The organism is Myxococcaceae bacterium JPH2 (assembly GCA_016458225.1).
Classification (GTDB): Bacteria; Myxococcota; Myxococcia; order Myxococcales; family Myxococcaceae; genus Citreicoccus.
On sequence record JAEMGR010000014.1, the window covers coordinates 84,163 to 105,496 of the forward strand.

The following is a 21,334-nucleotide window of genomic DNA, read 5'->3' on the forward strand; positions in this document are numbered from 1 at the left end:
GGACGGCCGGGCATCGGGCCCGGTCCGGCCCGCGTGGGACGGAGCGACCGTGCTGACAGGAAGCGATCGATCTGTCTTGGAGGCGTTTCGCCGGGGGGACACGTCTGTCCTGACCCAGGTGTACCGCACCTACTCGCCCGAGGTGCTGCGGTACTTGTCCCGGCGCTTCAACGTGCAGTCGGAGTCCGGGACGCGCTCGGTGGCGCTGTCGCCGCTGGACCTGGACGCGGCCCACCAGGAGACGTTCGTGCGGGCCTTCCGTCCCCACATGCGCCAGGCCTACGACGGGGTGAGGCCCTACCTGGGCTTCCTGCTCACCGTGGCGCGCTCGACAGCCATCGACCTGATGCGCGCGTCGGGGCGGGTGGCGCGCGAGGCGGTGTCCCTGGACGCGGCGCCGGAGCTGGCGCAGGTGCCCACCGAGGGACTCAGCCCGGAAGAGGAGGCGCTGGGGGCGGAGGTGCGCACCCTGGTGAGGGACTTCCTGGAGGCGCTGCCGGAGGCCACGCAGAAGCTGGCCCAGCTGCGCTTCGTGGAGGGCCTGTCGCAGGAGACCGCCGCCGCGCAGCTCGCGCTCACGCGCGGTGAGTTGCGGGTGCGCGAGCGCAAGCTGCGCCTCCAGTTCGCCGAGCACCTCAAGACCTCGGGCTGGCTGGAGACGGATTTCGCCCCGGGGCGACTGGAGCTGGGCGTCCTCGTGGCGACGCTCGCCCTGTGCGCACTCGGGCTCGGGAGCACACCATGAGGTGGTACGAGAGACACGTGGACGCCGGGTTGACCCGGTGGTCCCTGGGGGAGCTGGACCCCCGCGAGGGCGCGCGGCTGATGCGCCACGCCCACGCCTGCCCACGCTGCGGTCCGCGCTATGAGCGCTGGATGCGCGCCCATCGCATGTTGGAGACGGGCACCCCGGAGGCGCCCAGCCCGCGCGAGCAGGAGCTGCTCACGTCCGCGGGCCTGCAGGCGGCGCTGGCCGCGGCGGCGCCCGAGGAGTCGCGCACCCGCTGGCCATCGCTGACGGTCCTGGGCGCGGCGCTGGCGGCCACGCTCCTGGTGGTGACGCTGACGCCCCAGCTCGCCACGCACGAGTGGCGCTCGCGGGGGCAGCAGAGCCACCCCACCACGGAGGTCGCGCTGCGCATCTTCTGCGCGGTGTCCGGCCATCCAATGCGCGAGCTGCGCGCGGGTGAGTCCTGCCCGCGGGGCTCCACCCTCGCCTTCGCGGCGGGGGCGCGGCAGCCGCTCAGCCACGTGGCGGTGCGGGTGTCCGTGGGCGGCGCCGCCGAGGAGGTGAGCGGTCCCTTCTCGCTCGAAGGCACGCCCGGCGGCGAGCACCCCTTGGAGCTGACCGTCCCTCTCACAGAGAATGCACAGCGGGTGGAGGTCACCGCCGCGTTCTCCGCCCAGCCCGCCACCACGGTGGCGGCACTGCACGGCGAGAAGACGGATGGGGTCGTGGTGTTGAAGCAGGAGGTCCGAGTCGAGGGGTCGCCATGAGACGGCTCGGAATGCTGCTGGGAGCGGCCTCGCTCTGCGTGGCCTTGGATGCGAACGCCGCCGCGACGCGACGCGCGCTCGTCATCGCGCACAACGGAAGTGATGATCCCGCCCTGCCTGCGCTGCGCTTCGCGGACGATGACGGCGTGCTGTGGGCGGAGACGCTCCAGCGACTGGGCGTGGAGACCACGCTCCTGGTGGATCCCGACGAGGCCACGCGCGAGGGAGGCAGCGCCGTGCTGCGAGCCGCGCGCGTGCCCACGCCGCAGGCGGTGTCCCAGGAAGTGGCGCGGCTGCACGCGGCCATCCAGGTGGACCGTTCCCTGGGACGGCAGACGGACGTGCTCGTCATCTACGTGGGCCACGGCAACACGGATGAGGCGGGCCGCGCGTATTTCACGCTCGCGGGCGGACGGCTCGACCGCACCAGCCTGTACTCGGAGGTGGTGGATCCGCTCGGCGCCGACTACGTGCACGTCATCGTGGACGCCTGTCGCGCCTCGGGCGTGGTGGGTCGGCGCGGTGGCACTCCGGACGCGGCGGTCCTGGCGGAGCTGCGCGGCGTGCTGGCGCGGGAGCAGCTCGCCTCGCGTCCCAACGTGGGCGCCCTCTTCGCGGAGAGCGATGACGGCGAGACCCACGAGTGGTCGCGCATCCGCGCGGGCGTCTTCAGCCACGTGGCGCGCTCGGGCCTGATGGGCGGCGCGGACATCAACGGCGACGGGCTGGTGGAGTACAGCGAGCTGGCCGCCTTCGTGGCCGCGTCGCTGCATGGCGTGCGGAGCATGCCGGCGCGGCTGACGGTGAACGCCTTCGCGCCCACGCGCGAGCCCCGGCGGCCCCTGGTGGGCCCCGCGCCCGAGGGCCCCACCCTCACCCTGCCCGCGGGCCTGGAGTACGCGCGCATCTCCGTGGAGGACTCGGACGGACGGCGGCTGGCGGACGTGCGGCGCACCCAGCAGCAGTGGGTGCAGCTGCTGCTCCCCGAGCGCGACGTGTACTGGGTGCGCTCGCCCACGGGCGAGGCGCGGGTGACGCTGGCGCAGCTCGCGGCGGGCATGCCGCACATGGAGCCCCGCGAACTCCAGGAGCGAGGCCCCGCCGAGGAGGCCCTGCGCCAGGGACTCTTCGCCGTGCCGCTGGACCGGAGCTTCTACGAGCAGTTCGTGGCCACCGCGGGACTGGTGGCGGTGGACTTCTCCGGCATCCGTCGCCTCGCGTCGTCGGGCGGTGGGCTGTTGGACGCGCGGCCGCTGGCTCCGGCGTCCACCTGGGAGATGGGATTGGCGGGCACCACGGCGCCGCTGGGACTGGGCGGCTTCTCCGTGGGGCCGAGCCTCGCGTGGCGCAGCGCGCCCGAGCCCAACTTCTACTACGGCGTGCGCGCCGCCTACGGGCTGACGCCGCAAGCGCGCGACGGGCTGCGCATCCACCGCCTCACGGTGCAGGGCGTGGTGGGAACGCAGGACGCGGCGCGCACTCCAGTCTTCGTGGAGGCCGCGGTGGGCTGGGGGATGATGGGCCTCACGGCGCCGGCGCAGCAGCCGGGAGGTCCCTCGGTGCGACAGGGTGACCCATCGATGCTCGTGGCCAACCTGGCGGCGGGCGTCACCGCGCGGCTGCTGGGTGTCCGGCTGCGCCTGTCCGCCACGCTGGGCACGGACCGCGTCACCGTGAACGGCGAGAACACGTGGGATCGGCAGTACGGCTTGGAACTCGTGCTGCGTCGCTGACGCGACCTGGCGGATTCGGAGACTGGCGATGCGTGGGGGGACGCTGCTCGCGCTGCTCGTGTTCACGAGCGGCTGCGGCGGCATTGATTGGCGAGAGTTGGGGCTGCGCGGCGCGGTGATGACCCGCATCGAGCTGGAGCCTTCTGGCGAGCACTGCGCCCAAGGCGGACACGCGGTGGCCGCGGGCGTTGACCTGGATGGCGACGGCGCGCTGAGCGACACCGAGGTCACCTCCCTCGAGTACCTCTGCAACGCCACCACGCCGGGCGTGCTCGTGCGCGTCGCCCTGGAGGCTCCAGGCGCGCGGTGTCCGCATGGAGGTCACGTCGCCCGCGCGGGCGCGGATGCCAACGCGGACGGGCTGCTCGACGACGCGGAGGTGACGCGAGAGGCGGTCGTCTGCACCGAGCTTCGCCCCCTGCTCACGCGCACGCACGACGGGGCCGCGGACTCGCACTGCCCCGATGGCGGCACGGTGGTGGAGGCCGGAGAGGATCGCGACGGCGACGGGCTGCTGGCCAACGCGGAGGTGGAGGCATCCAGCGTCGTCTGCGCCACGAGCAGCGCGGTGGTGACCCGCCTGGATGACGAGCCCGAGCCCACCAGCCGATGCGCGACCGGCGGCACGCGCGTCCTGGCTGGCGTGGACGCGGATGGCGATGGCGAACTCGACGACACGGAGGTGGGCGCCACCGTCTCCATCTGCAAGCCCCGCACGCCCGTGACCACGTTCGACGGAGAGGCCCTCGTGCGCAACGCGGCGGATGTCGCGGCGCTCCGAGGCGTGCAGCGCATCCGGGGAAGCCTGACGGTGGAGTACACGGAGCTGGCGTCGCTTGGCCTCCCAGACCTGGAGGTGGTGGAGGGCAGCGTCCTCATCCACGGCAATCCCCAACTGCGCACCGTGGAGCTGGGCCACCTGCTGTCCGTGCGCGACTCCCTCCAAGTGAGCCGCAATGACGTCCTGCTCCGGCTCGTCCTGGGCAACCCGGGTTCGGACGCGGTGCTGCGCGTGGGCACGACCTTCGAGGTGAGGGAGAACCCCGCGCTGCGCGCCCTGGCCGAGCTGGGCTGCCTGCGGCCTCAGAGCCTCATCGTCGCGGACAACCTCTCGCTGGGGAGCCTGAGCGGGCTGTCCTGCATCCAGGGGCTGACGTCGCTGTCCGTCACGGGCAACGCGCGCCTGCCCAGCGTGGATCTACCGGGCCTGTCCGGCGTGCTGGGAGACGTGCTCATCGCGGACAACCCCGCGCTCTTCAAGCTCACGAGCGCGCCCCTCGTCACCTTGGGCGGCGCCCTCACCGTGCGCAACAACCCGCTCCTCACGAGCCTCGCGGGCCTGGAGTCGTTGCAGTTCGCGGGGAGCATCGACGTGAGCGAGAACGCGGGCCTCACGTCCACCCAGGGCCTCGACTCGCTCATGCACGTCACGGACAGCATCGCGTTCTCGCTCAACCCGAGGCTGGAGTCGGTGGGCCACATGCCCGCGCTGCTGTGGGTGGGCGAGCGCCTCGCGGTGCTCGGCAACGTGGCGGTGCGGCGCGTGGAGGACCTGCCGGCGCTGCGCTCGCTCGGGTCGCTCCAGGTCATCGGCAATCCGCTGCTGGAAGCGATGCCCGCGCTGCGCGACGTGCTGCGCCTGGACGAGATGCTCGTGTTGGAGAACGCGAGGCTGGGCAGCCTGGAGGACCTGGGCGCCCTGCACGACGTGCGGATCCTCGTGGTGGCCAACAACCCGGCGCTGACCCGGCTGCGCCTCGACGCTCTCGCGCGCGTGTCCTTGGGCTTCCACGTGCGCGCCAACCCGAGCCTGCCCACCTGCCTCGCCACCACGCTCGCTCAAGCCACGTTCATCGGCGAGGCGGACATGCTGGGCATCGACGGCAACGACGACAGCGCCACCTGTCCACCAGCGCCCTGAGCGCAACTCGCGCGCGGTCGCTCCGCCGCGTCGCGAACCTCCGAGGGCGGGCTGGACTGCTCGCTCGCGCACAGGGCGGGGGCCTCGCGCGTTGTGACAGCGGAGGCCGAGCGCATGGCCAAGCCCGTCATCCTGGCAGTGGACGATGACCCCGAAGTGCTGCGCGCGGTGGAGCGCGACCTGCGTCGCCACTACGGGCGCGACTACCGCATCCTCGGCGCGGATCGCGGCGAGGCGGGACTGGAGGCCCTGCATCAGCTCCAGCTTCGCGGCGACGCGGTGGCCTTGTTCCTGGTGGACCAGCGCATGCCGGGGCTCACGGGCGTGGAGTTCCTCGAACGCGCCCGCGCCCTCTATGACGACGCCAAGCGCGTGCTGCTCACCGCCTACGCGGATACGCAAGCGGCCATCCACGCCATCAACGAAGTGCGGCTGGACCACTACCTGCTGAAGCCGTGGGAACCGCCCGAGGAGCGCCTCTACCCGGTGGTGACGGACCTGCTCGAGGACTGGCAGGCCAACCACCGCCCCGCCTTCGAGGGCATCCGCGTGCTGGGCAATCGCTGGTCGCCGCGCTCGCACGTGCTGAAGGATTTCCTGGGCAGCAACCAGATTCCCTATCAGTGGCTGGACGTGGAGGTCAGCGCGGAGGGACGGGCCCTGCTCGCGCGCGCCTCCGAGGGCGTGGAGAAGCTGCCGCTGGTGCTCTTCCCGGACGGCACGCGGCTGATGGCGCCGAGCACCTCGGAGGTGGCGGCGCGCATCGGGTTGAAGACGCGACCCACCAAGCCCTTCTATGACCTGGTCATCGTCGGCGGTGGGCCCGCGGGCCTCGCTGGCGCGGTGTATGGCGCGTCCGAGGGCCTGAGCACGGTGATGGTGGAGCGCACCGCACCGGGGGGACAGGCGGGCACCAGCTCGCGCATCGAGAACTACCTGGGCTTCCCCACGGGCCTGAGCGGCGCGGACCTGGCGCGGCGCGCGGTGACGCAGGCGGCGCGCTTCGGCGTGGAGATTCTCTCGCCGCAGGAGGTGACGGGCCTGCGCGTCCAGGACCCGTACCGCGTGGTGACGCTGGCGGATGGCGCGGAGCTGAGCTGCCACGCGCTGCTCGTCGCGACGGGGGTGCAGTGGCGCAGGCTGGACGTGCCGGGCATCGACGAACTCACGGGCGCGGGCGTGTATTACGGCGCCGCCCGCACCGAGGCCCTGCTCTGCAAGGACGAGGACGTCTACATCGTCGGCGGCGCCAACTCCGCGGGCCAGTCCGCGCTGTACTTCGCGCAGTTCGCCCGAAAGGTGACGCTGCTGGTGCGCGGCGACTCGCTGGAGCACGGCATGTCCAGCTATCTGGTGGAGCAGGTGCGCACCACGCCGAATGTGGAGGTGCTCTTGCGCACGCGCGTCACCCGCGTGGAAGGCGCGGGCCACCTGGAGCGCCTGCGCTTGCAGACCGAAGGAGCCCCCGGCGAGCGCGAGGTGCCCGCCGCCTCGCTGTTCATCATGATTGGCGCGGTGCCTCGGACCGAGTGGCTGGAAGGCGTGGTGGAGCGCGATGCACGCGGCTACCTCCTCACCGGACCGGACCTGATGCCGGAGGGCGCGCGGCCCCGAGGCTGGCGGCTGGAGCGAGCGCCCTACCTGCTGGAGACGAACGTGCCGGGCGTCTTCGCCGCGGGCGACGTGCGGCATGCATCGGTGAAGCGGGTGGCCTCGGGCGTGGGCGAGGGCTCCATCGCCATCTCGTTCATCCACCAATACCTGAGCGAGGTGTGACGTGGGCACGAACCTGGAAGGACCCGAGCGACAGGAGTGCCTGGAGACCGCGCTCCAACGCCAGGAGCGACTGGCCGCGCTGGGGCGCCATGCCGCGGGGCTCGCGCATGAGATGAACAACCCCGCCACCGCCGGGCGACGCGCGGCCGAGCAGCTCGCCCAGGCCTTGGACGCAGCGGAGGACTTGTCGCTCGGGTTGGACCGGTGGCGGCTCACGCCCGAGCAGCGGCTGGGCCTCTTGCGCGTGTGTCGCGAGAGCCAGGGTCGCGGCGCGACGCGAGACATGGAGCCGCTCGCGCGAGGCGACGCGGAAGATGCGCTGGCGGACTGGCTGGATGGCCAAGGGGTGCGTGATGCCTGGGGTCTCGCGCCCACGCTGCTGGACGCGGGCATCGGTCGGACGCAGCTCGAACCGCTCGCGACCTCGCTTCCGAACGAGTCGCTGCCCGACGCGCTCGCATGGCTCGAAGCGCTGGTGCGCTCCCGCGCGCTGCTCGTGGAGGTGCGGCAGAGCACCGCGCGCTTGTCCGAGCTGGCCCTGGCCGTGAAGTCCTACGCGCGCACGGGCGGCGACGCGCACGCGGAGGTGGACGTGCATGAGGGCCTGGACACCACGCTGGTGCTGCTCAACTACAAGCTGAAGCACGGCGTGACGGTGAAGCGCGACTACGACCGAGCCCTGCCCCACCTCCAGGCAAACCCCACCGAGCTGAACCAGGTGTGGACCAACCTCATCGACAACGCCATCGACGCCATGAATGGCCATGGCCACCTGGAGGTGCGCACCTCGCGCGAGGACGAGCACCTGTGCGTGGACATCATCGACGATGGCCCAGGCGTTCCCCCCGAAGTGGGCGCTCGCGTCTTCGAGCCGTTCTTCACCACCAAGCCCCGAGGCCAGGGAACCGGCCTGGGCCTCGACATCAGTCGACGCATCATCGAGCAAGGTCATCACGGCGCGCTGCGCCTGGAGTCACGACCGGGGCGCACGCGCTTCCGTGTGGAGCTGCCGCTGCGTCCCTCATGAGTCAGGCGCCGCGCAACTCCTCCGGCACCGCGCTGGGGTGCGCAACGCGCGGGGGAGTCCGTGGCGACGCGAGGACCGTGTCCAGGTCCATGGGCAGCCGCACCTCGAAGCGCGTGTCACCCGGCACCGAGCTGACGCGCAGCTCGCCGCGATGGAGCATGGACACCACGCGATGGGTGATGCTCAGCCCCAGGCCCGTTCCTTCGCCCACGCCCTTCGTGGTGAAGAACGGGTCAAAGATGCGCGGCTGCACCTCCGAGGGGATGCCCGGTCCGTCATCCGCCACATCGACCACCACGTGGTCTCCATCTCGGCGCGTGCTCAGCCGCAGCCGCCCCGTGCCCGTCTCGCTTCCCGCCATCGCGTCCGCCGCGTTCTCGATGAGGCTGGTCCACACCTGGTTCAGCTCGGTGCCGTAGGCGGTGATGCGCGGCAGCGTGGCGTCGTAGTCGCGCACCACGCGCACGCCGCGCAGCCGATGCGCCAGCATGGTCAGCGTGCTCTCCAAACCCTCGTGCACGTCCACGCGCTGGAGCGGCGCCTGGTCCAGGTACGTGTAGGAGCGGGCCGCGTTCACCAATGAGCTGATGCGTCCGCCCGCCTGCCGCACTTGCTCCAGCACCACGGAGATGCCGCGCGTGGCAGCCACCCAGCGCAGCGTTCCGGTCAGCACGTCGCCGGACAGGCCCTCGGTGTCCTGGGCGAGTCGCTCCGCATCCAGTCCCGCCTCCACCAGCTCGGGCGCGAGGGCCCAAGGCTCGGGCACCCCGCGCGCCTCCAGCCACTCCGACAGCCGCTCCTCCGCGTCACTGCGGTCGAGCGAGCCGAGCGTCACCACCGCCAGCGCTCCGGGCACGAGCAGCGCGCGCACTTGAGCGCCCGCCAACGCGCGACAGTCCAGCGCGAGCGCCAACGTGGGCAGGGACTGGAGCGCATCCTCCAGGTCATGCACGCCGCGCATGACCGCCGACACGGGATTGTTCAGCTCGTGCGCGAGCCCCGCGGCCAGCGTGCCCAGCGACGCCAGCTTCTCCTGCTGGAAGGCGATGGTCTGAAGCGCGCGGCTGCGCTCGGCCATCTTCCGGAGGATCTGCTCGTTCGCGGTGGGGCAGTTGGCCAGCATCTGCCAGAAGGCCCGGTCCGTCAGGCGCAGCAAGCGCGAGGGGAGCAGCGCGCGGGCACTGGCGAGAAAGCCCTGACCGAGCAGCAGCGGCACCTCGCCGAAGAAGTCGCCCGCTTGGAAGTGGCTGACGAGCATCTCCACTCCGGCCACGTTCTTGGTGATGCGCAGCTCTCCCTCCAGGACGATGAAGAAGGACGCGGGCTCGCCCTCGCGCCCCACCCACTCACCGGACTCCAGCCGCACCTCCACCGATTCGGCGCGCAGCCAGGCGGCCTCCTCATCGCCCGCGCCGGAGAGCAAAGGCACGCGGCGCACCTCCTCCAGCGTGAGGAAGCGAGCGGCATCGGGAGGGGGCGCCGTGGGCGCAGACGTGGGCTCCGGCTTCATGTGTTCAACGATGCGCGCCACGCGCGCGCTCCGCTGTCTCCCGTTCGGCCTCGTCCGCACGGCGCTCGACCTGCCGTGCCCTCGGTGACGCTGGCGCCCATCGTGAGCCGGGAGCGCTTGTGAGGAACGACGCGCGGGGTACAGTCGGCCCCCTTTCAAGGCCGCCCATGTCGACCCCGAGCATGCCCGCGCGGGACGAAGCTGCTCCGTCCGCGCCCTCCCCGTCCCTCGTCGCTCCGCCCGAGCCTCGGCCCGAGCGCCGCCTGCCGCGCCTGCTCGCCGCGCTCGGGGGCCTGGGCTGGTTCCTGTGCCTGGGAGGTGGCGCCGTCATCCCGCCCACGCGCATCGCATGGATGATGCACGAGGACTGGGCCGCGCACGTGATGGGCTGGCTCTTCTTCCGCAACGCGCCCTGGGGCCTGCCGCTCGGCGCCGCGCCCAATCACTTCCATCCGTATGGCTCATCGGTGGCGCTCACCGATGGCAACCCGTGGCTGGCGGTGCTGTTCAAGCCCTTCTCCCGCCTGCTGCCTCTGGACTTCCAGTACACCGGCGCGTGGCTGGCGCTGTGCTTCGTGCTGATGGGGTACTTCGGCGCGAGGCTGGTGGCCACCGTGTCCACGCGCGCGGTGCATCAGGTGCTCGGCGGCGTGCTGCTGACCTTGGCGCCGGTGATGGCGGCGCGCTTCAGTCACCCGACGCTGTGCGCGCACTGGCTGCTCGTCGCGATGCTATGGCTGGACCTGCGCAGTAATGCTCACCCGAGCGATGCGCGACGCGCCCTCTGGCTCGCCGCCCTCTTCAACGCGGTGGCCGCGGGCACGCATCCGTACTGGGTCGCGATGCTGTTCCCCCTCACGTTGGCGCTCGCGGCGCGGCTCCTGTGGGACGGCGCGCTGGACCTGAAGCGCGCGGCCGTGGCGGTGGTGGGAATCGCGGTGCTCGACGGGGCGCTGTTCTCCCTCTTCGGCTACTTCGGCGGCAGCGCGCTGGGCGCGGAGGGCTTCGGCGAGTTCTCCGCGGACCTCGCCACGTGGGTGAATCCGCTCGGCTGGTCGCGCTGGCTGCCCAGCCTTCCCTCGGGGCCGCGCCAGGGCGAGGGCTATGGATACCTGGGCGCGGGGGCCTTGCTGCTGCTGACGCAGGCGATGTTCAGTCTCGCAGTGCGCTGGAGAGAAGTGCGCGCGCTGCCGTGGCGCCGTGCACTGCCCGCGACCCTCGTCGCCGCGTTGATGGTCGTCTATGCGCTGTCCTCGCACGTGACGCTGCTGGGCGCGCCCGTGGCCGACCTGAGCGCGCCGTATGCGCGGCTCGCCACGCTGACGAATGCGTTCCGCGCCTCGGGCCGCTTCGTGTGGCCCATGCACTACCTGCTGGTCTGCGGGGCCGTGCTGCTGGTGGCGCGCCTGTGGCGACAGCGCCCGTGGGTGGTCACCGTCGTGCTCGCAATGGCCGTCGCGGTGCAGGCCAGCGACGTGCGCACGGAGCGCAGTCCCTTGCATCGACTCGGAGACTTCCGACGCCTGGAGTCTCCCGCGTGGGCGGAGCTGAAGGGCGCCTATCCGCACCTCGCCCTCTTCCCGCCCCACGTCCAGTGGGTGTGCCGCTACAACGAGCCGCTGGTGAACGCGCTCGCCTACGTGGCCTACCGCGAGGGCCTCACGTTCAACAGCGGCTATGCCTCGCGCACGCCCCCCGAGCTTGCTGAGGAGTGCCAGGCGCGACTCCCTCGCGGCGGCGTGGCCGAGGACACCGCCTACGTCGTGGCGCCGGAGAACCTGCCCGACTTCCTCGGCGCCGGCGCGAGCTGCGGCGTGGTGGAGGGGTTGCCGGTGTGCGTCGCGGGCACACGCACGGACACCTTCGCGCAGCGCCTGGCGAAGCAGCCCCTGCGCGCGAGCCCCTGAACGTCCAACGCCTGACGCTGCAGGGCCTCGGTCTCGCCCCGCCGTGCGCACGAGCGTCCGCCCGTGCACGGCGGTCCCGCGGGACCATGGTCGGAGTTCCCCTCCGGACGTGAAGTGGAGCCGCCTCGCTTTCGGGCGAGGTCCGTCCACGTCAAACCGTGAGGAACCCATGGCCGGTCAGATTCAAGGCGCGTACTTCAAGGCAATCATCGGCTCGATGACTGCCGCGTCGCATCGCTTTCCGCAGCAGCAGCAGTTCGTCAACAGCATGCGAGACGAAGCCTGGTACGACTGGGAGGACTACGTGCGGATGACGAGCGAGCTTCAGACGGCGCTCGGAGACAAGGGCATGGAAGCGCTCGCGCAGAAGTCGGTGATGCGCTCGCTGCCGCTGTTTCGCGCGCGCGGCATCGACTCGGTGGAGAAGGTGTTCGGCGGCTACGACGCCCTGTCGCGCGACGCGGTGCGCGACCTGCCCGCCGGCGAGTCCATGCGCACCGTGGCCTTCACCACCACGTCCGCTGAACTCGAGACCGAGTCGCGCCTCCCCTCCGCGCTGCTGCTCGGCACGTTCCGAGGCTTCTTGATGGGACTGGGCAAGCTCGTCACCGAGACGAAGGTCACGACGCGCGGCACCACCCGGCGCTTCTCGCTCAAGTGGGTGTGACTGAAAATGCGTGCAGTATCCAGCCCGCTTGGTTAGCTTCCGCCGCGCCCGAGTTCCCTCGGGCCTTCGAGTGAGGGGAAAGCCATGCCAGCGGTCGAGACGTATCCGGCGGGAACGGTGTCCTGGGTGGACCTGATGACGCCGAACGTGGAGAAGTCTCGCGCCTTCTACAGCGCGCTCTTCGGGTGGACGTTCACGTCGAGCGACAAGGAGAAGGGCGAGTACTCGACGTTCCAGCGCAACGGGCGAAGCGTGGCGGGCATGATGCCCACGCCTCCCAACATGGGCGCCGCCGCGTGCTGGTCCCTCTACTTCAACGTGGCGGACATCCAGGCCAGCGCGGAGCGCGTGCGCGCGAACGGCGGCCGGGTGGAGGTCCCTCCCAAGGACACCGGGGGCGAGGGGCGCTTTGCCGTCTGTGTGGACCCCACGGGCGCGTACTTCTGCCTGTGGCAGGCCCTGAAGCACGTGGGCTCGGGGTTGGTGAACGAGCCGGGCGCGATGACCTGGCATGAGCTGCACACGCGCGAGGCGGCGCGGGCGCGCGACTTCTACACCGCCGTCTTCGGCCACGAGGCGCGCAAGCTGGACGGGATGGAGTTCTGGACGCTGCGCGTGGGCGAGGCCACCGCCGCGGGCATCTTCCAGTCGAACGCCCCCACGCCGTCGAACTGGCAGACCTACTTCGCGGTGGCTGACGTGGACGAGGCGACGAAGACCGTCACGCGCATGGGCGGGCGCGTGCTGGCGTCCGGAATCAACAGCCCGTTCGGCCGCGTCGCCGTGGTGAGCGACGACGCGGGCGCGACGTTCTCCATCATCCAGCTCTCACCGCGCTAGGTCGCCGAGCGCCACCAGGGCCGCGGCCATCACCTGCTTGACGGGGATGCCCGCGGCCTCGGCCACGCGCCGACAGTCCTCGAACTCGGGATGGGCGTTGAGCACCGCGCCCTCGCGCAGGCCCCGCTTCACGCGCACGCGGCCCCACGGCGTCTCCACCTCCACCCAGTCGCGCGCGAGCGCCTGCCGCTCCACGCGGTGGTAGCGCACGCCCAGCGAGGTGGACTCGCGCAGGAGCAGCTCCACCATCGCGTCGCGCAGGCCGCCCTCCACCAGCACGCCGAGGAGGTGGCCCGGCCGGCTCTTCTTCATCACCACCGGCGTCACCCACGCGTCGAGCGCGCCCGTGCCCAGGAGCCGCTCCAACAGGTGGCCCAGGAGCTGCGGCGTGGCGTCATCCAGGTTCGCTTCCACCACCCACAGGCCCTCGGTGCGCGGCGCCTCCATGCGCCCCAGCGAGGCGCGCAGCACGTTGGGCCGGTCGCGGAAGTCCTTGGTGCCCACGCCGTAGCCGACCTTCTCCACGATGAAGTCGGGGGGGTGGCCAATGCGCGTGAGCACCTTCAGCAGCGCCGCGCCCGTGGGCGTGGTGAGCTCGCCCACACCCTCGAAGCGCACGGGAACGTCGCGCAGCAACTCCAGCGTGGCGGGCACCGGGATGGGCATGTTGCCGTGCGCCACGCGGATGGTGCCGCTGCCCAGCGGCGGCGGCGCCGCATGCACCTCTGGGTCGCCGAGCAGCTCCAGCACGACGGCCGCGCCGCAGACGTCCACGATGGAGTCCACCGCGCCCACCTCGTGGAAGTGGATGTCCTCCAGGGACACGCCATGCACCTTCGCCTCGGCCTCGCCGATGGCGCGGAAGACCGCCAGCGCGCGCTCCTTCACGCGCGGGGACAGCGTGGTCGCCGACTCGATGAGCTGTCGGATGTCCGAGTAGGCGCGATGCGGGTGCACCTCGCGCTCGTCCAGGACGACGTCCAGGTGCGTGCCGCTGATGGCGTGGCGCACCGCGCGCTTCACCGCCAGCTTCCAGCCCGGCACCTGCAAGCCGCTCAACGCCTGGGTGAGCGCCTCGGGCGAGACGCCCAGGTCGATGCCCGCCGCCAGGAACATGTCCCCCGCGATGCCGCCCACGGGCTCCAGGTACAGAATCCGCCGCACGTCGTGCTCCTTCTCCAAGCGCCGCTAGCGCTTGCCCCGGGTGCGCGAGATGAGCGCCGCGTAGAACCCACCGCCGAAGCCGTTGTCGATGTTCACCGTCGCCACGTTCGAGGCGCAGGAGTTGACCATCGCCAGGAGCGCGGACACGCCGCCGAAGTTGGCGCCGTAGCCCACCGACGTCGGAACCGCCACCACGGGGATGCCCACCAGGCCGCCGAGCGCGCTCGCCAGCGCACCCTCCATGCCGGCCACCACCACGGCCGCGTGGCACTCCTGAATCTCCTCCCGGCGCCGCAGCAGGCGGTGGATGCCCGCCACGCCCACGTCGTAGACGCGCCGCACCTCGGCGCCCAGGGCCTCGGCGGTCAGCGCGGCTTCCTCTGCCACGGGGATGTCGCTGGTGCCCGCCGTCACCACCGCCACGCGGCCCGCGCGGGCCTTGCGCTGGCGCCAGTGGAAGATGCGCGCCACGGGGTGGTACTCGGCCTTGGGGAAGCGGGCGAGCAGGGCCTCGGCCTTCTCCGGCTGCAGCCGCGTCACCAGCACCGTCTGCTTGCGCTCCACCAGCGCGCCCACGATGCCCAGTAGCTGCTCCGCCGTCTTCGGCTCGCCCAGCACCACCTCGGGAAATCCGAAGCGCAGGTTGCGGTGCGTGTCGAGCGTCGCGTAGCCCAGCTCCGCGAACGGCAGGTCCTTCAGCCGGCCCACCGCATCATCCAGCGACACCTTCCCCGACTTCACCTGCCCGAGGAGTTGCTTCAGCGCCTTCTCGTCCATGGGCGCCCCATACCTCAGGCGACGCCTCGGGTGAATGCATCCCGCGCGCGGGCCGCCCCAAAAGCCGGCCGGGCGCTACAGGCCCAGGCGAGCCAGGAGCACTCCGGCGCTCTCTCGCTCCAGAATCAGGAGCATCTGCCCGGACACGGGCGGCGAGGCGCACGCCACGGTGAAGTGTGTCTCGGTCACCACCACCCGCCGGGCGCCACCGTGCACCGCGTCGCCCATCGCGTCGCGCAGCACGTCCTGCCCCGGGCCTCGCCGCAGGGTGGGCACGGTGGGGAGCAGCCGCCACCGGGTGAGTCGGCCAATGGCGGACAGGCACGCGCTGGCGGCGATGTTCGCGGCCTCCTCGAGCGCGCTGTCCCGTTCGAGCGGGCTGGCGGGCTGACCGCCCAGGAGCACCGACTCCAGCACCGCGCCGTCGCGAGGCGTCAGCACCATCATCTGCGCGCCCTGCAGCTCGCCCGTCATGCCCAGGTGGACGGCCGCCACGGGTGCGTGCCCGCCCAGCCGCAGCGCGACCTCCGTGGCGCTCGACACCAGGACGCGCGGCACGGAGAGGTCCACCTGCCCGCGGACGAGGCGAGCCAGCGCATTGGCCGCATGGCCGCAGCCGATGTTCGCCACCTCCCGCAGCGCGTCGAGCTGCGTGTCACTGGGCAGAAGCACGTTCACGCGGACAGTAACCTCGGAACGTCCAGGATGAAGACCGGACGGCCACTGCCCAGGATGGTCACCCCAGAGAGGCCCGGCAGCAAGTCCAAGGGTCGCGACAGCGGCTTGAGCACCACTTCCTCCTGGCCCAACAGCCGGTCCACCGCCAGCGCCACCTTCCCCGAGTCCCCCTCCATCACCACGAAGGGTCGCAGCCCCTTGCGCTCCGGGGCCGGCACTCCGAGCAGCGCCCCCAGCGCGTGCACCGGCAGCAGCCCGTTGCCGTGAGGCAGCAACGCCGTCTCGCGGCTGCGGCTGAGCGTGTCGCCGTCCGCCTCCGTGGCGCCCACCACCTTGGCGATGGGCAGGCCGAACACCTCGTCTCCCACCTCCACCAGCAGCAGGTGCACCACCGCCACGGTGAGGGGCAGGCGCAGCGTGAAGCGCGTGCCGCGGCCTCGCTCGCTGTCGATCTCCAGCGTGCCGCCCACGCTCTCCACCACGCGCTTGACGGCGTCCATGCCCACGCCGCGGCCGGAGATGTCCGTCACGTCCTTGGCCGTGGACACCCCGGGCAGGCACGACAGCAGGAAGGCCTCGCGGTCCGTCATGCGGGCGGCGGCCTCCGGAGTCAGGAGGCCGCGCGTCACCGCCGCCGCCTTCAGCTTCGCCGGGTCCATGCCTCGGCCGTCGTCCTCGATTTCGACGATGACGCGGTCGCGCGCGCGGCGCACCGCCACCAGCACGCGTCCCCGCGAGCCCTTCTTCGCGGCCAGCCGCTCCTCGGGCGCCTCCAGCCCGTGGTCGATGCAGTTGCGCAGCAGGTGCAGCAGCGGATCCGCCAGCTCGTCGAGGATGGCCCGGTCCAGCTCGATCTCGGCGCCGGTGATGACCAGGTCCACCTCGCGCTCCTTGCGGCGGGCGATGTCGCGCGCGGCGCGGGGCAGGCGGTCCGTGATGAGCGACAGCGGCGTCATGCGCGCGCTCATCACCTTGTCGTGCAGGTCCTTCACCAGCGTGTGCAGCCGGTAGACGCCCTCCTCCAGCTCGGGGCGCGCGTTCTCCGGCAGCACCTTGCCCACCTCGCGCAGGCGGGCCGTGGCGAGCATCAGCTCGCCCACCGTGTCGAGGAAGTAGTCCAGCAGCTCCGTGCGCACCCGCACCGTGCGCGAGCCGCCCGTCTCTCCACTGGAGCGCGCGCTGTCCGGCGCCGCCACGGTGGGCGGGGCAGGCGCGGGCGCGGCCACCGCCGCCTTGACGGAGACGACCTCCACCTCGGCCACGTTCCGGAGCGCGCTGTGGATGCCCGTGTCGCCCACGGACGTCTCCAGCTCCACCTGGATGTAGCCATCCGGGATGCGTCCGGCCTTCAGCTCCTCCAGCGAGGGGCGCAGGTCCAGGAGCGTGCCCAGCGTGGTGAGCCGCTTGTGCACCAGGAAGGCGCGCACTCCGGGCACCTGGCAGGTGGGAGCAATGCGCAGCTGCACCGCCCAGCGCTGCATCGGTGCGCGGGCCTCGCCCTCGGGCCGAGGCGTCAGCGCGCCCCCCGCGGCGGCCTGGAGCCCACCGCTCAAGTCGACGCCCGGCGCGGGCCGCACGGCGACCTCTTGTGCGACGAGCGCCGGAGCCTCCGCGGGCCTCGGCTCGCGCGCGGTGGAGCCGCTCTCGGCCCCTGCCCCTGACGAGAGTCCACCGGCGGACGACCCGGGGCGCGGGTCCGCCGGCACGCTCTTCGAGCCCGGGGGCCGAGGCGTCTCGTCAGGCGCGGGCGCGGAGGACTCGGGCGCCTTCGTGGGAGCGGGCTCGGGGCTTGAGGGAGGCTCGGCCGCCGCGTCCGTGGCGGGCTTGAGCACCGTGACGCGCGCCACGCGGGTGGTGGCGGGCGCGTGGCCGGTGATGGTGGTGACGCGGGCGCTGAGCTGCTGAAGCAGCGCGGTGGCCTCGGCGGGCTCCTTGTTCTCGGCGACGGCGCGCACCTGGGCGAGCAGCGCGTCCGCGGCGCCGAGCAACAGGTCCACCAGGTCCCGGTCCAGCCGGCTGCGGTCCTGCCGCACGGCGTCCACCAGGTCTTCCACGCGGTGGGCCAGGATGGCGATGGGCTCGAAGCCCATGGACGAGGCCATCCCCTTGACGGAGTGGGCGTGCCGGAACATCGAGTCCACCGCGCTCGACGAGCCTTCGCGCTCCAGCTGCACGAGGTCTCGGCTCAGGGCCTCCAGATGCTCGCTGGCCTCGGAGATGAAGAGTCCGAGGTAGCGGGACATGTCCATCGTCATGACCCGACCTCTTCGGGAACGGCGGAGCGGGCGCGCGTGGCCGGCGCGCCAGCGTTCACACCTCGCCCAGCACCTTCTTGACGACCGCCAGCACATCCTCGGCGCGGAACGGCTTGACGATGAAGTCCGACGCGCCCGCCTCGATGGCCTCCATCACCAGGCTCTCCTGCCCAAGGGCGGAGCACATGATGACGACGGCGCTGCTGTCCTGCTTGATGATTTCCCGCGTGGCCTCGATGCCGCTCTTGAAGGGCATCACGATGTCCATCGTCGTGAGGTCGGGCTTGAACTCCTTGAACTTCTCCACGGCCTCGAGGCCGTTGGCCGCCTCACCGACGACCTCGAACCCTCCAGACGCAAAGATGTCCTTGATCATGTTGCGCATGAAGATGGCGTCGTCGACGACCAGGACCCGCTTAGCCATGTGAAGAACTCGCCTCCGATTCCGGCCTACCGGCGCGGACACTACCATCCGCGCTTTCCGGGGGGCTACTCACTTGGAGGGGGTGAACAAGGCAACCACCGCGGCATCCAAGCCCTCCGGCTCCAGGACGGTCACCCCGAGGCCGCCCAACCGGGCAACCCCACGCACGGCCGGAGTGACCCGGCCCGGCGCGGTGCTGATGCGCTCCACCGCCTCGATGCCGTCCACGTCCGTCACCAACAGTCCCAGGTCCCGGCGCCCCCGGTCCAGCAGCACGACCCGGGCGGGTGGCGTGGGCCCCTCGGGCAGATTCAACAACTGGCGCAACTCCACCACTGTCACCACCCGGCCGCGCAGGTTCATCACGCCGGTGATGGCTGGCGGCGCGCGGGGAACGAGGGTGAAGCGCGCGGGGGGCACCACCACCTCGCGGACGGCCGACAGCGGCAGCCCGTAGCGCTCCTTCTCCACCCGGAAGATGACGTGGCGCACGGTGGGGACTTTCTAGCAGGAGGGCCGAGTGGTCCGCCGCGACACCGGACCGCTGCGTCAGGCGCCCAGGCGGAAGCTGCGCACCACGCTCTGCAGCTCCACGGAGAGGTTGGTGAGTTCGCTCGCCAGCGATGTCATGCGGGAGACGGCGGCGGTCTGCTCCTGGATGACGGCCTGGATGGCCTCGGTGGAGCTGGCGTTGTTGCGCGCCACCAGCTTGATTTCCTCGATGGCCTTCACCATCTCCTCGCTGCCCTTGAGCTGCTCGCGAGCGCTGTCGGAGATGAGGTGCACCTTCTCCGCGCCCTTGCGCATGGTGTCGGTGATGGACCCCATGGAGCGCACGATGTTGGTCAGGTCCTCGCGGCCCTCGGCCAGCTCCGCGATGCCTTCCTTCATGGCACTGACGACGGAGGTGGACTGACCGGAGATGTCGCGCGCGAGCTTGGAGATCTGCTCGGCGGAGCGGCCCGCGCTCTCGGCGAGCTTGCGGACCTCGTCGGCGACCACCGCGAAGCCGCGGCCGTACTCACCCGCGCGCGCCGCCTCGATGGTGGCGTTGAGGGCCAGGAGGTTCGTCTGCTGCGCCACCTGGGTGATGGCGTCGACGATCTTGGAGATCTCCTGCGTCTTCTCGCCGAAGGCGAACACCTGTTGGCTGGCGGACTCGATGCGGTTGAAGACCTTCTTCACCTTGTCGCCCGCGAGCCGCGCGGCCTTGGAGCCGTCCTCGGCCGCGCCGCTCGTCTCGGCGGTCGTCTTGGCGGCGTCCTCGGCGCTGACGGCGGTGCGCTGGATGCTGCCCGCCATCTCGGTGATGACCTTGGACGTCCGGGAGACGAGCTGCGACTGCGTCTCCGCGCCGCTGGCGATGCGCTCCATGGACGAGCCCACTTCTTCCGTGGACCCGTTGACGTTCTCCGCCGAACGCTGCAGGTCGATGGCCGTGTCGGCCACGCTCTTGGCGGTGTCCTGAATCTTGCCCACCAGCTCGCGCAGGTTCTCCTGCATGCGCGAGATGGCGCCCGTCAGCTCGTCAATCTCGTCGCGGGTGCTGTGCGCCTCGGCGGCCACGGGCTTGGACAGGTCGCCCTGGGAGATTTCGAAGGCGGAGCGGCTGAGCACCTTCACGCGGATGACGCGCGCGAGCAGCGAGGGCAGGAGCGCGGCGCCACCAAAGGTGATGAGCACGCCGCCGCCGACGCGGATGAGGTAGCGCAGGTTGCCCCAGTCCGAGCCGAACAGAGACTCACTGCCCATCAACCACGCGCCAAGGATGGCGCCGAGGAGGATGTAGCCCGTGAAGATCTTCCGGTGCAGCGAGACCTCTCGGGTGGTCTTGGGCCCCTCCACCGAGCGCAGCAGTCGCTGCACGGGCTCGCGCCGTGGGGTGAGGCCAGAGGAAGGGTCGTCGCGAAGGGGGCGGCGCACGAGGGGTGCTTTCGGCGGGAGGTGCGGAAGCGGTCACCGGATTTAGCCTTGCCGTCCGGCAGGGTCAATCCACCTGCCCCTACCTGCTCGCCCGTCCCCTGAAGTGATCGAACCCTGGCGCGGGTGGCACGCACCGACCGGCTGCGTTGAGGACGACCCACCCCCGTTCCCGAGTCAGCTCGCCAATGCGCGTCACGCGCTCGCCAGCGCGAGCACACGCGCGCTCGAACGCCCGTTCGCGGGAGGGGGGAACGGCCAGCAGGAGCTCATAGTCCTCGCCACCCGCGAGCGCGCCCTCGGGCCCGAGCGCGGCGCGCACCGCGGGAGACAGCGGCAGCCGCTCCAGCTCCATCCGCACGCCCACGCGCGATGCCTCACACAAGTGCCCCAGGTCCTGCGCCAGCCCGTCCGACACATCCATCCCCGCCGAGGCGAAGCGCGAGGCGATGCGCCCCAACGCGACGCGAGGCTCGGGCCGCCGCTGGCGCCGCACCGCCGAGCCCCGGGTGACACCGCGCTGCAGCTGCTGGAAGCCCAGCCGCGCATCGCCCAGCGTGCCGGAGACGTAGAGCGCGTCTCCGGGCCGAGCCCCCGAGCGCAGCAGCGGCGCGCGAGCCAACGCGCCCGTGACGGTGAGGGTGACGGACACCTCGCGCGCGGAGGTGAAGTTGCCGCCCACGAGCGCGATGCGATGCGCCCGAGCCAGCGCCGCCATGCCGCGCGCCAGAGCGGACAGCTCGCGCGGTGGATAGTCGCGGGGCAGCGCGAGCGCGCAGACGAACCAGCGCGGCGTGGCCCCCATGGCCGCCAGGTCGGAGAGGTTCACCGCGAGGGCCTTGTGCCCGATGTCCGCGGCCGAGAACGTGGCCCGCGTGAAGTGCACGTCCTCGACGATGGCATCGGTGGTGACGCACGTCGCCTCGCGCGAGGGCGCAATCACCGCGCAATCGTCTCCGGGGCCCACGGGCACGCGCGCGCGAGGGAAGTGGGAGAGGAAGCGCTGGATGAGGTCGAACTCACCGGGCACGGCGCCCTCCGTGTCCCGCGATGGCGCTGGCGCCCCGCCTCGTCCCGCCCCCCTCGTGCTCAACCCGCATGACGTCCCATCCTCGGTGCCCGCGCCGCGTCCGACCGCGCGACCATAGCCCGCGCCGCCGACGGGGAGGGCAGCGAGCACGTCACGTGGCGTTGACGCCCCCGCGCTCGCGAGGCATAGGAGTGTGGGCCCCCACGGC

The 21,334-nt window shown here is 71.7% G+C and carries 18 protein-coding genes; 9 read left to right on the forward strand and 9 right to left on the reverse strand.

Features of this window, described 5'->3' with window-relative positions; translation table 11 throughout:
* Positions 1 to 49: 49 nt before the first annotated feature.
* The 6 genes from JGU66_21810 to JGU66_21835 all read left to right on the forward strand — a co-directional run bounded on the left by JGU66_21810 (position 50) and on the right by JGU66_21835 (position 7,954).
* Complete coding sequence (locus JGU66_21810) at positions 50 to 745, forward strand: sigma-70 family RNA polymerase sigma factor (GenBank protein MBJ6763411.1); 696 nt, start codon at positions 50 to 52, stop codon at positions 743 to 745.
* A complete protein-coding gene (locus JGU66_21815; GenBank protein MBJ6763412.1) occupies positions 742 to 1,497 on the forward strand; it encodes a hypothetical protein in 756 nt (251 codons plus the stop codon). Before JGU66_21810 ends, JGU66_21815 begins: the two co-directional genes overlap by 4 nt.
* Positions 1,494 to 3,230, forward strand: a complete 1,737-nt coding sequence (locus tag JGU66_21820; protein MBJ6763413.1) for a caspase family protein — start codon at positions 1,494 to 1,496, stop codon at positions 3,228 to 3,230. The genes JGU66_21815 and JGU66_21820 overlap by 4 nt, the downstream gene beginning before the upstream one ends.
* Before the next feature lie 28 nt (positions 3,231 to 3,258).
* Positions 3,259 to 5,151 carry a hypothetical protein gene (locus tag JGU66_21825; protein MBJ6763414.1) on the forward strand — a complete coding sequence of 631 codons (1,893 nt, stop codon included), beginning with the start codon at positions 3,259 to 3,261 and terminating at the stop codon, positions 5,149 to 5,151.
* A gap of 114 nt (positions 5,152 to 5,265) precedes the next feature.
* Positions 5,266 to 6,927 (forward strand): FAD-dependent oxidoreductase, encoded by a 1,662-nt coding sequence (locus JGU66_21830; protein MBJ6763415.1) that lies wholly within the window; start codon positions 5,266 to 5,268, stop codon positions 6,925 to 6,927.
* 1 nt (position 6,928) lies between these two features.
* The gene (locus JGU66_21835; protein MBJ6763416.1) at positions 6,929 to 7,954 is read left to right on the forward strand and encodes a histidine kinase; all 1,026 of its coding nucleotides are present in this window, start codon (positions 6,929 to 6,931) and stop codon (positions 7,952 to 7,954) included.
* Position 7,955: 1 nt separating this feature from the next.
* Here the strand turns inward: JGU66_21835 and JGU66_21840 are convergent, their stop codons facing one another.
* A complete protein-coding gene (locus JGU66_21840; GenBank protein ID MBJ6763417.1) occupies positions 7,956 to 9,485 on the reverse strand; it encodes a cyclic nucleotide-binding domain-containing protein in 1,530 nt (509 codons plus the stop codon).
* 146 nt (positions 9,486 to 9,631) lie between these two features.
* Between JGU66_21840 and JGU66_21845 the strand changes: the two genes are divergently transcribed.
* The 3 genes from JGU66_21845 to JGU66_21855 all read left to right on the forward strand — a co-directional run bounded on the left by JGU66_21845 (position 9,632) and on the right by JGU66_21855 (position 12,878).
* Positions 9,632 to 11,371: a hypothetical protein gene (locus JGU66_21845; GenBank protein MBJ6763418.1), complete on the forward strand. Its 1,740-nt coding sequence runs from the start codon at positions 9,632 to 9,634 to the stop codon at positions 11,369 to 11,371.
* A 169-nt stretch (positions 11,372 to 11,540) separates the two neighbouring features.
* Positions 11,541 to 12,038, forward strand: coding sequence for a hypothetical protein (locus tag JGU66_21850; GenBank protein MBJ6763419.1), 498 nt, complete (start codon positions 11,541 to 11,543; stop codon positions 12,036 to 12,038).
* A gap of 84 nt (positions 12,039 to 12,122) precedes the next feature.
* Positions 12,123 to 12,878, forward strand: a complete 756-nt coding sequence (locus JGU66_21855) for a VOC family protein (GenBank protein MBJ6763420.1) — start codon at positions 12,123 to 12,125, stop codon at positions 12,876 to 12,878.
* Here JGU66_21855 and larC read toward each other — a convergent pair.
* From larC to thiL, 8 genes are all read right to left on the reverse strand, one after another.
* Positions 12,867 to 14,042 carry a nickel pincer cofactor biosynthesis protein LarC gene (gene larC / locus JGU66_21860; protein ID MBJ6763421.1) on the reverse strand — a complete coding sequence of 392 codons (1,176 nt, stop codon included), beginning with the start codon at positions 14,040 to 14,042 and terminating at the stop codon, positions 12,867 to 12,869. The two genes, JGU66_21855 and larC, sit on opposite strands and share 12 nt — an antisense overlap.
* A gap of 24 nt (positions 14,043 to 14,066) precedes the next feature.
* On the reverse strand, positions 14,067 to 14,819 hold the full coding sequence (larB, locus tag JGU66_21865) for a nickel pincer cofactor biosynthesis protein LarB (protein MBJ6763422.1): 753 nt from the start codon (positions 14,817 to 14,819) through the stop codon (positions 14,067 to 14,069).
* A 75-nt stretch (positions 14,820 to 14,894) separates the two neighbouring features.
* Positions 14,895 to 15,497: a chemotaxis protein CheC gene (locus tag JGU66_21870; GenBank protein ID MBJ6763423.1), complete on the reverse strand. Its 603-nt coding sequence runs from the start codon at positions 15,495 to 15,497 to the stop codon at positions 14,895 to 14,897.
* Positions 15,494 to 17,752, reverse strand: coding sequence for a chemotaxis protein CheA (locus tag JGU66_21875; protein MBJ6763424.1), 2,259 nt, complete (start codon positions 17,750 to 17,752; stop codon positions 15,494 to 15,496). Before JGU66_21875 ends, JGU66_21870 begins: the two co-directional genes overlap by 4 nt.
* Positions 17,753 to 17,807: 55 nt before the next feature.
* Positions 17,808 to 18,176 carry a response regulator gene (locus JGU66_21880; GenBank protein MBJ6763425.1) on the reverse strand — a complete coding sequence of 123 codons (369 nt, stop codon included), beginning with the start codon at positions 18,174 to 18,176 and terminating at the stop codon, positions 17,808 to 17,810.
* A gap of 69 nt (positions 18,177 to 18,245) precedes the next feature.
* Positions 18,246 to 18,668 carry a purine-binding chemotaxis protein CheW gene (locus tag JGU66_21885; GenBank protein ID MBJ6763426.1) on the reverse strand — a complete coding sequence of 141 codons (423 nt, stop codon included), beginning with the start codon at positions 18,666 to 18,668 and terminating at the stop codon, positions 18,246 to 18,248.
* A 57-nt stretch (positions 18,669 to 18,725) separates the two neighbouring features.
* Positions 18,726 to 20,099: a methyl-accepting chemotaxis protein gene (locus JGU66_21890; GenBank protein ID MBJ6763427.1), complete on the reverse strand. Its 1,374-nt coding sequence runs from the start codon at positions 20,097 to 20,099 to the stop codon at positions 18,726 to 18,728.
* A gap of 79 nt (positions 20,100 to 20,178) precedes the next feature.
* Positions 20,179 to 21,126 (reverse strand): thiamine-phosphate kinase, encoded by a 948-nt coding sequence (thiL, locus tag JGU66_21895; GenBank protein ID MBJ6763428.1) that lies wholly within the window; start codon positions 21,124 to 21,126, stop codon positions 20,179 to 20,181.
* Between the last annotated feature and the right edge of the window lie 208 nt (positions 21,127 to 21,334).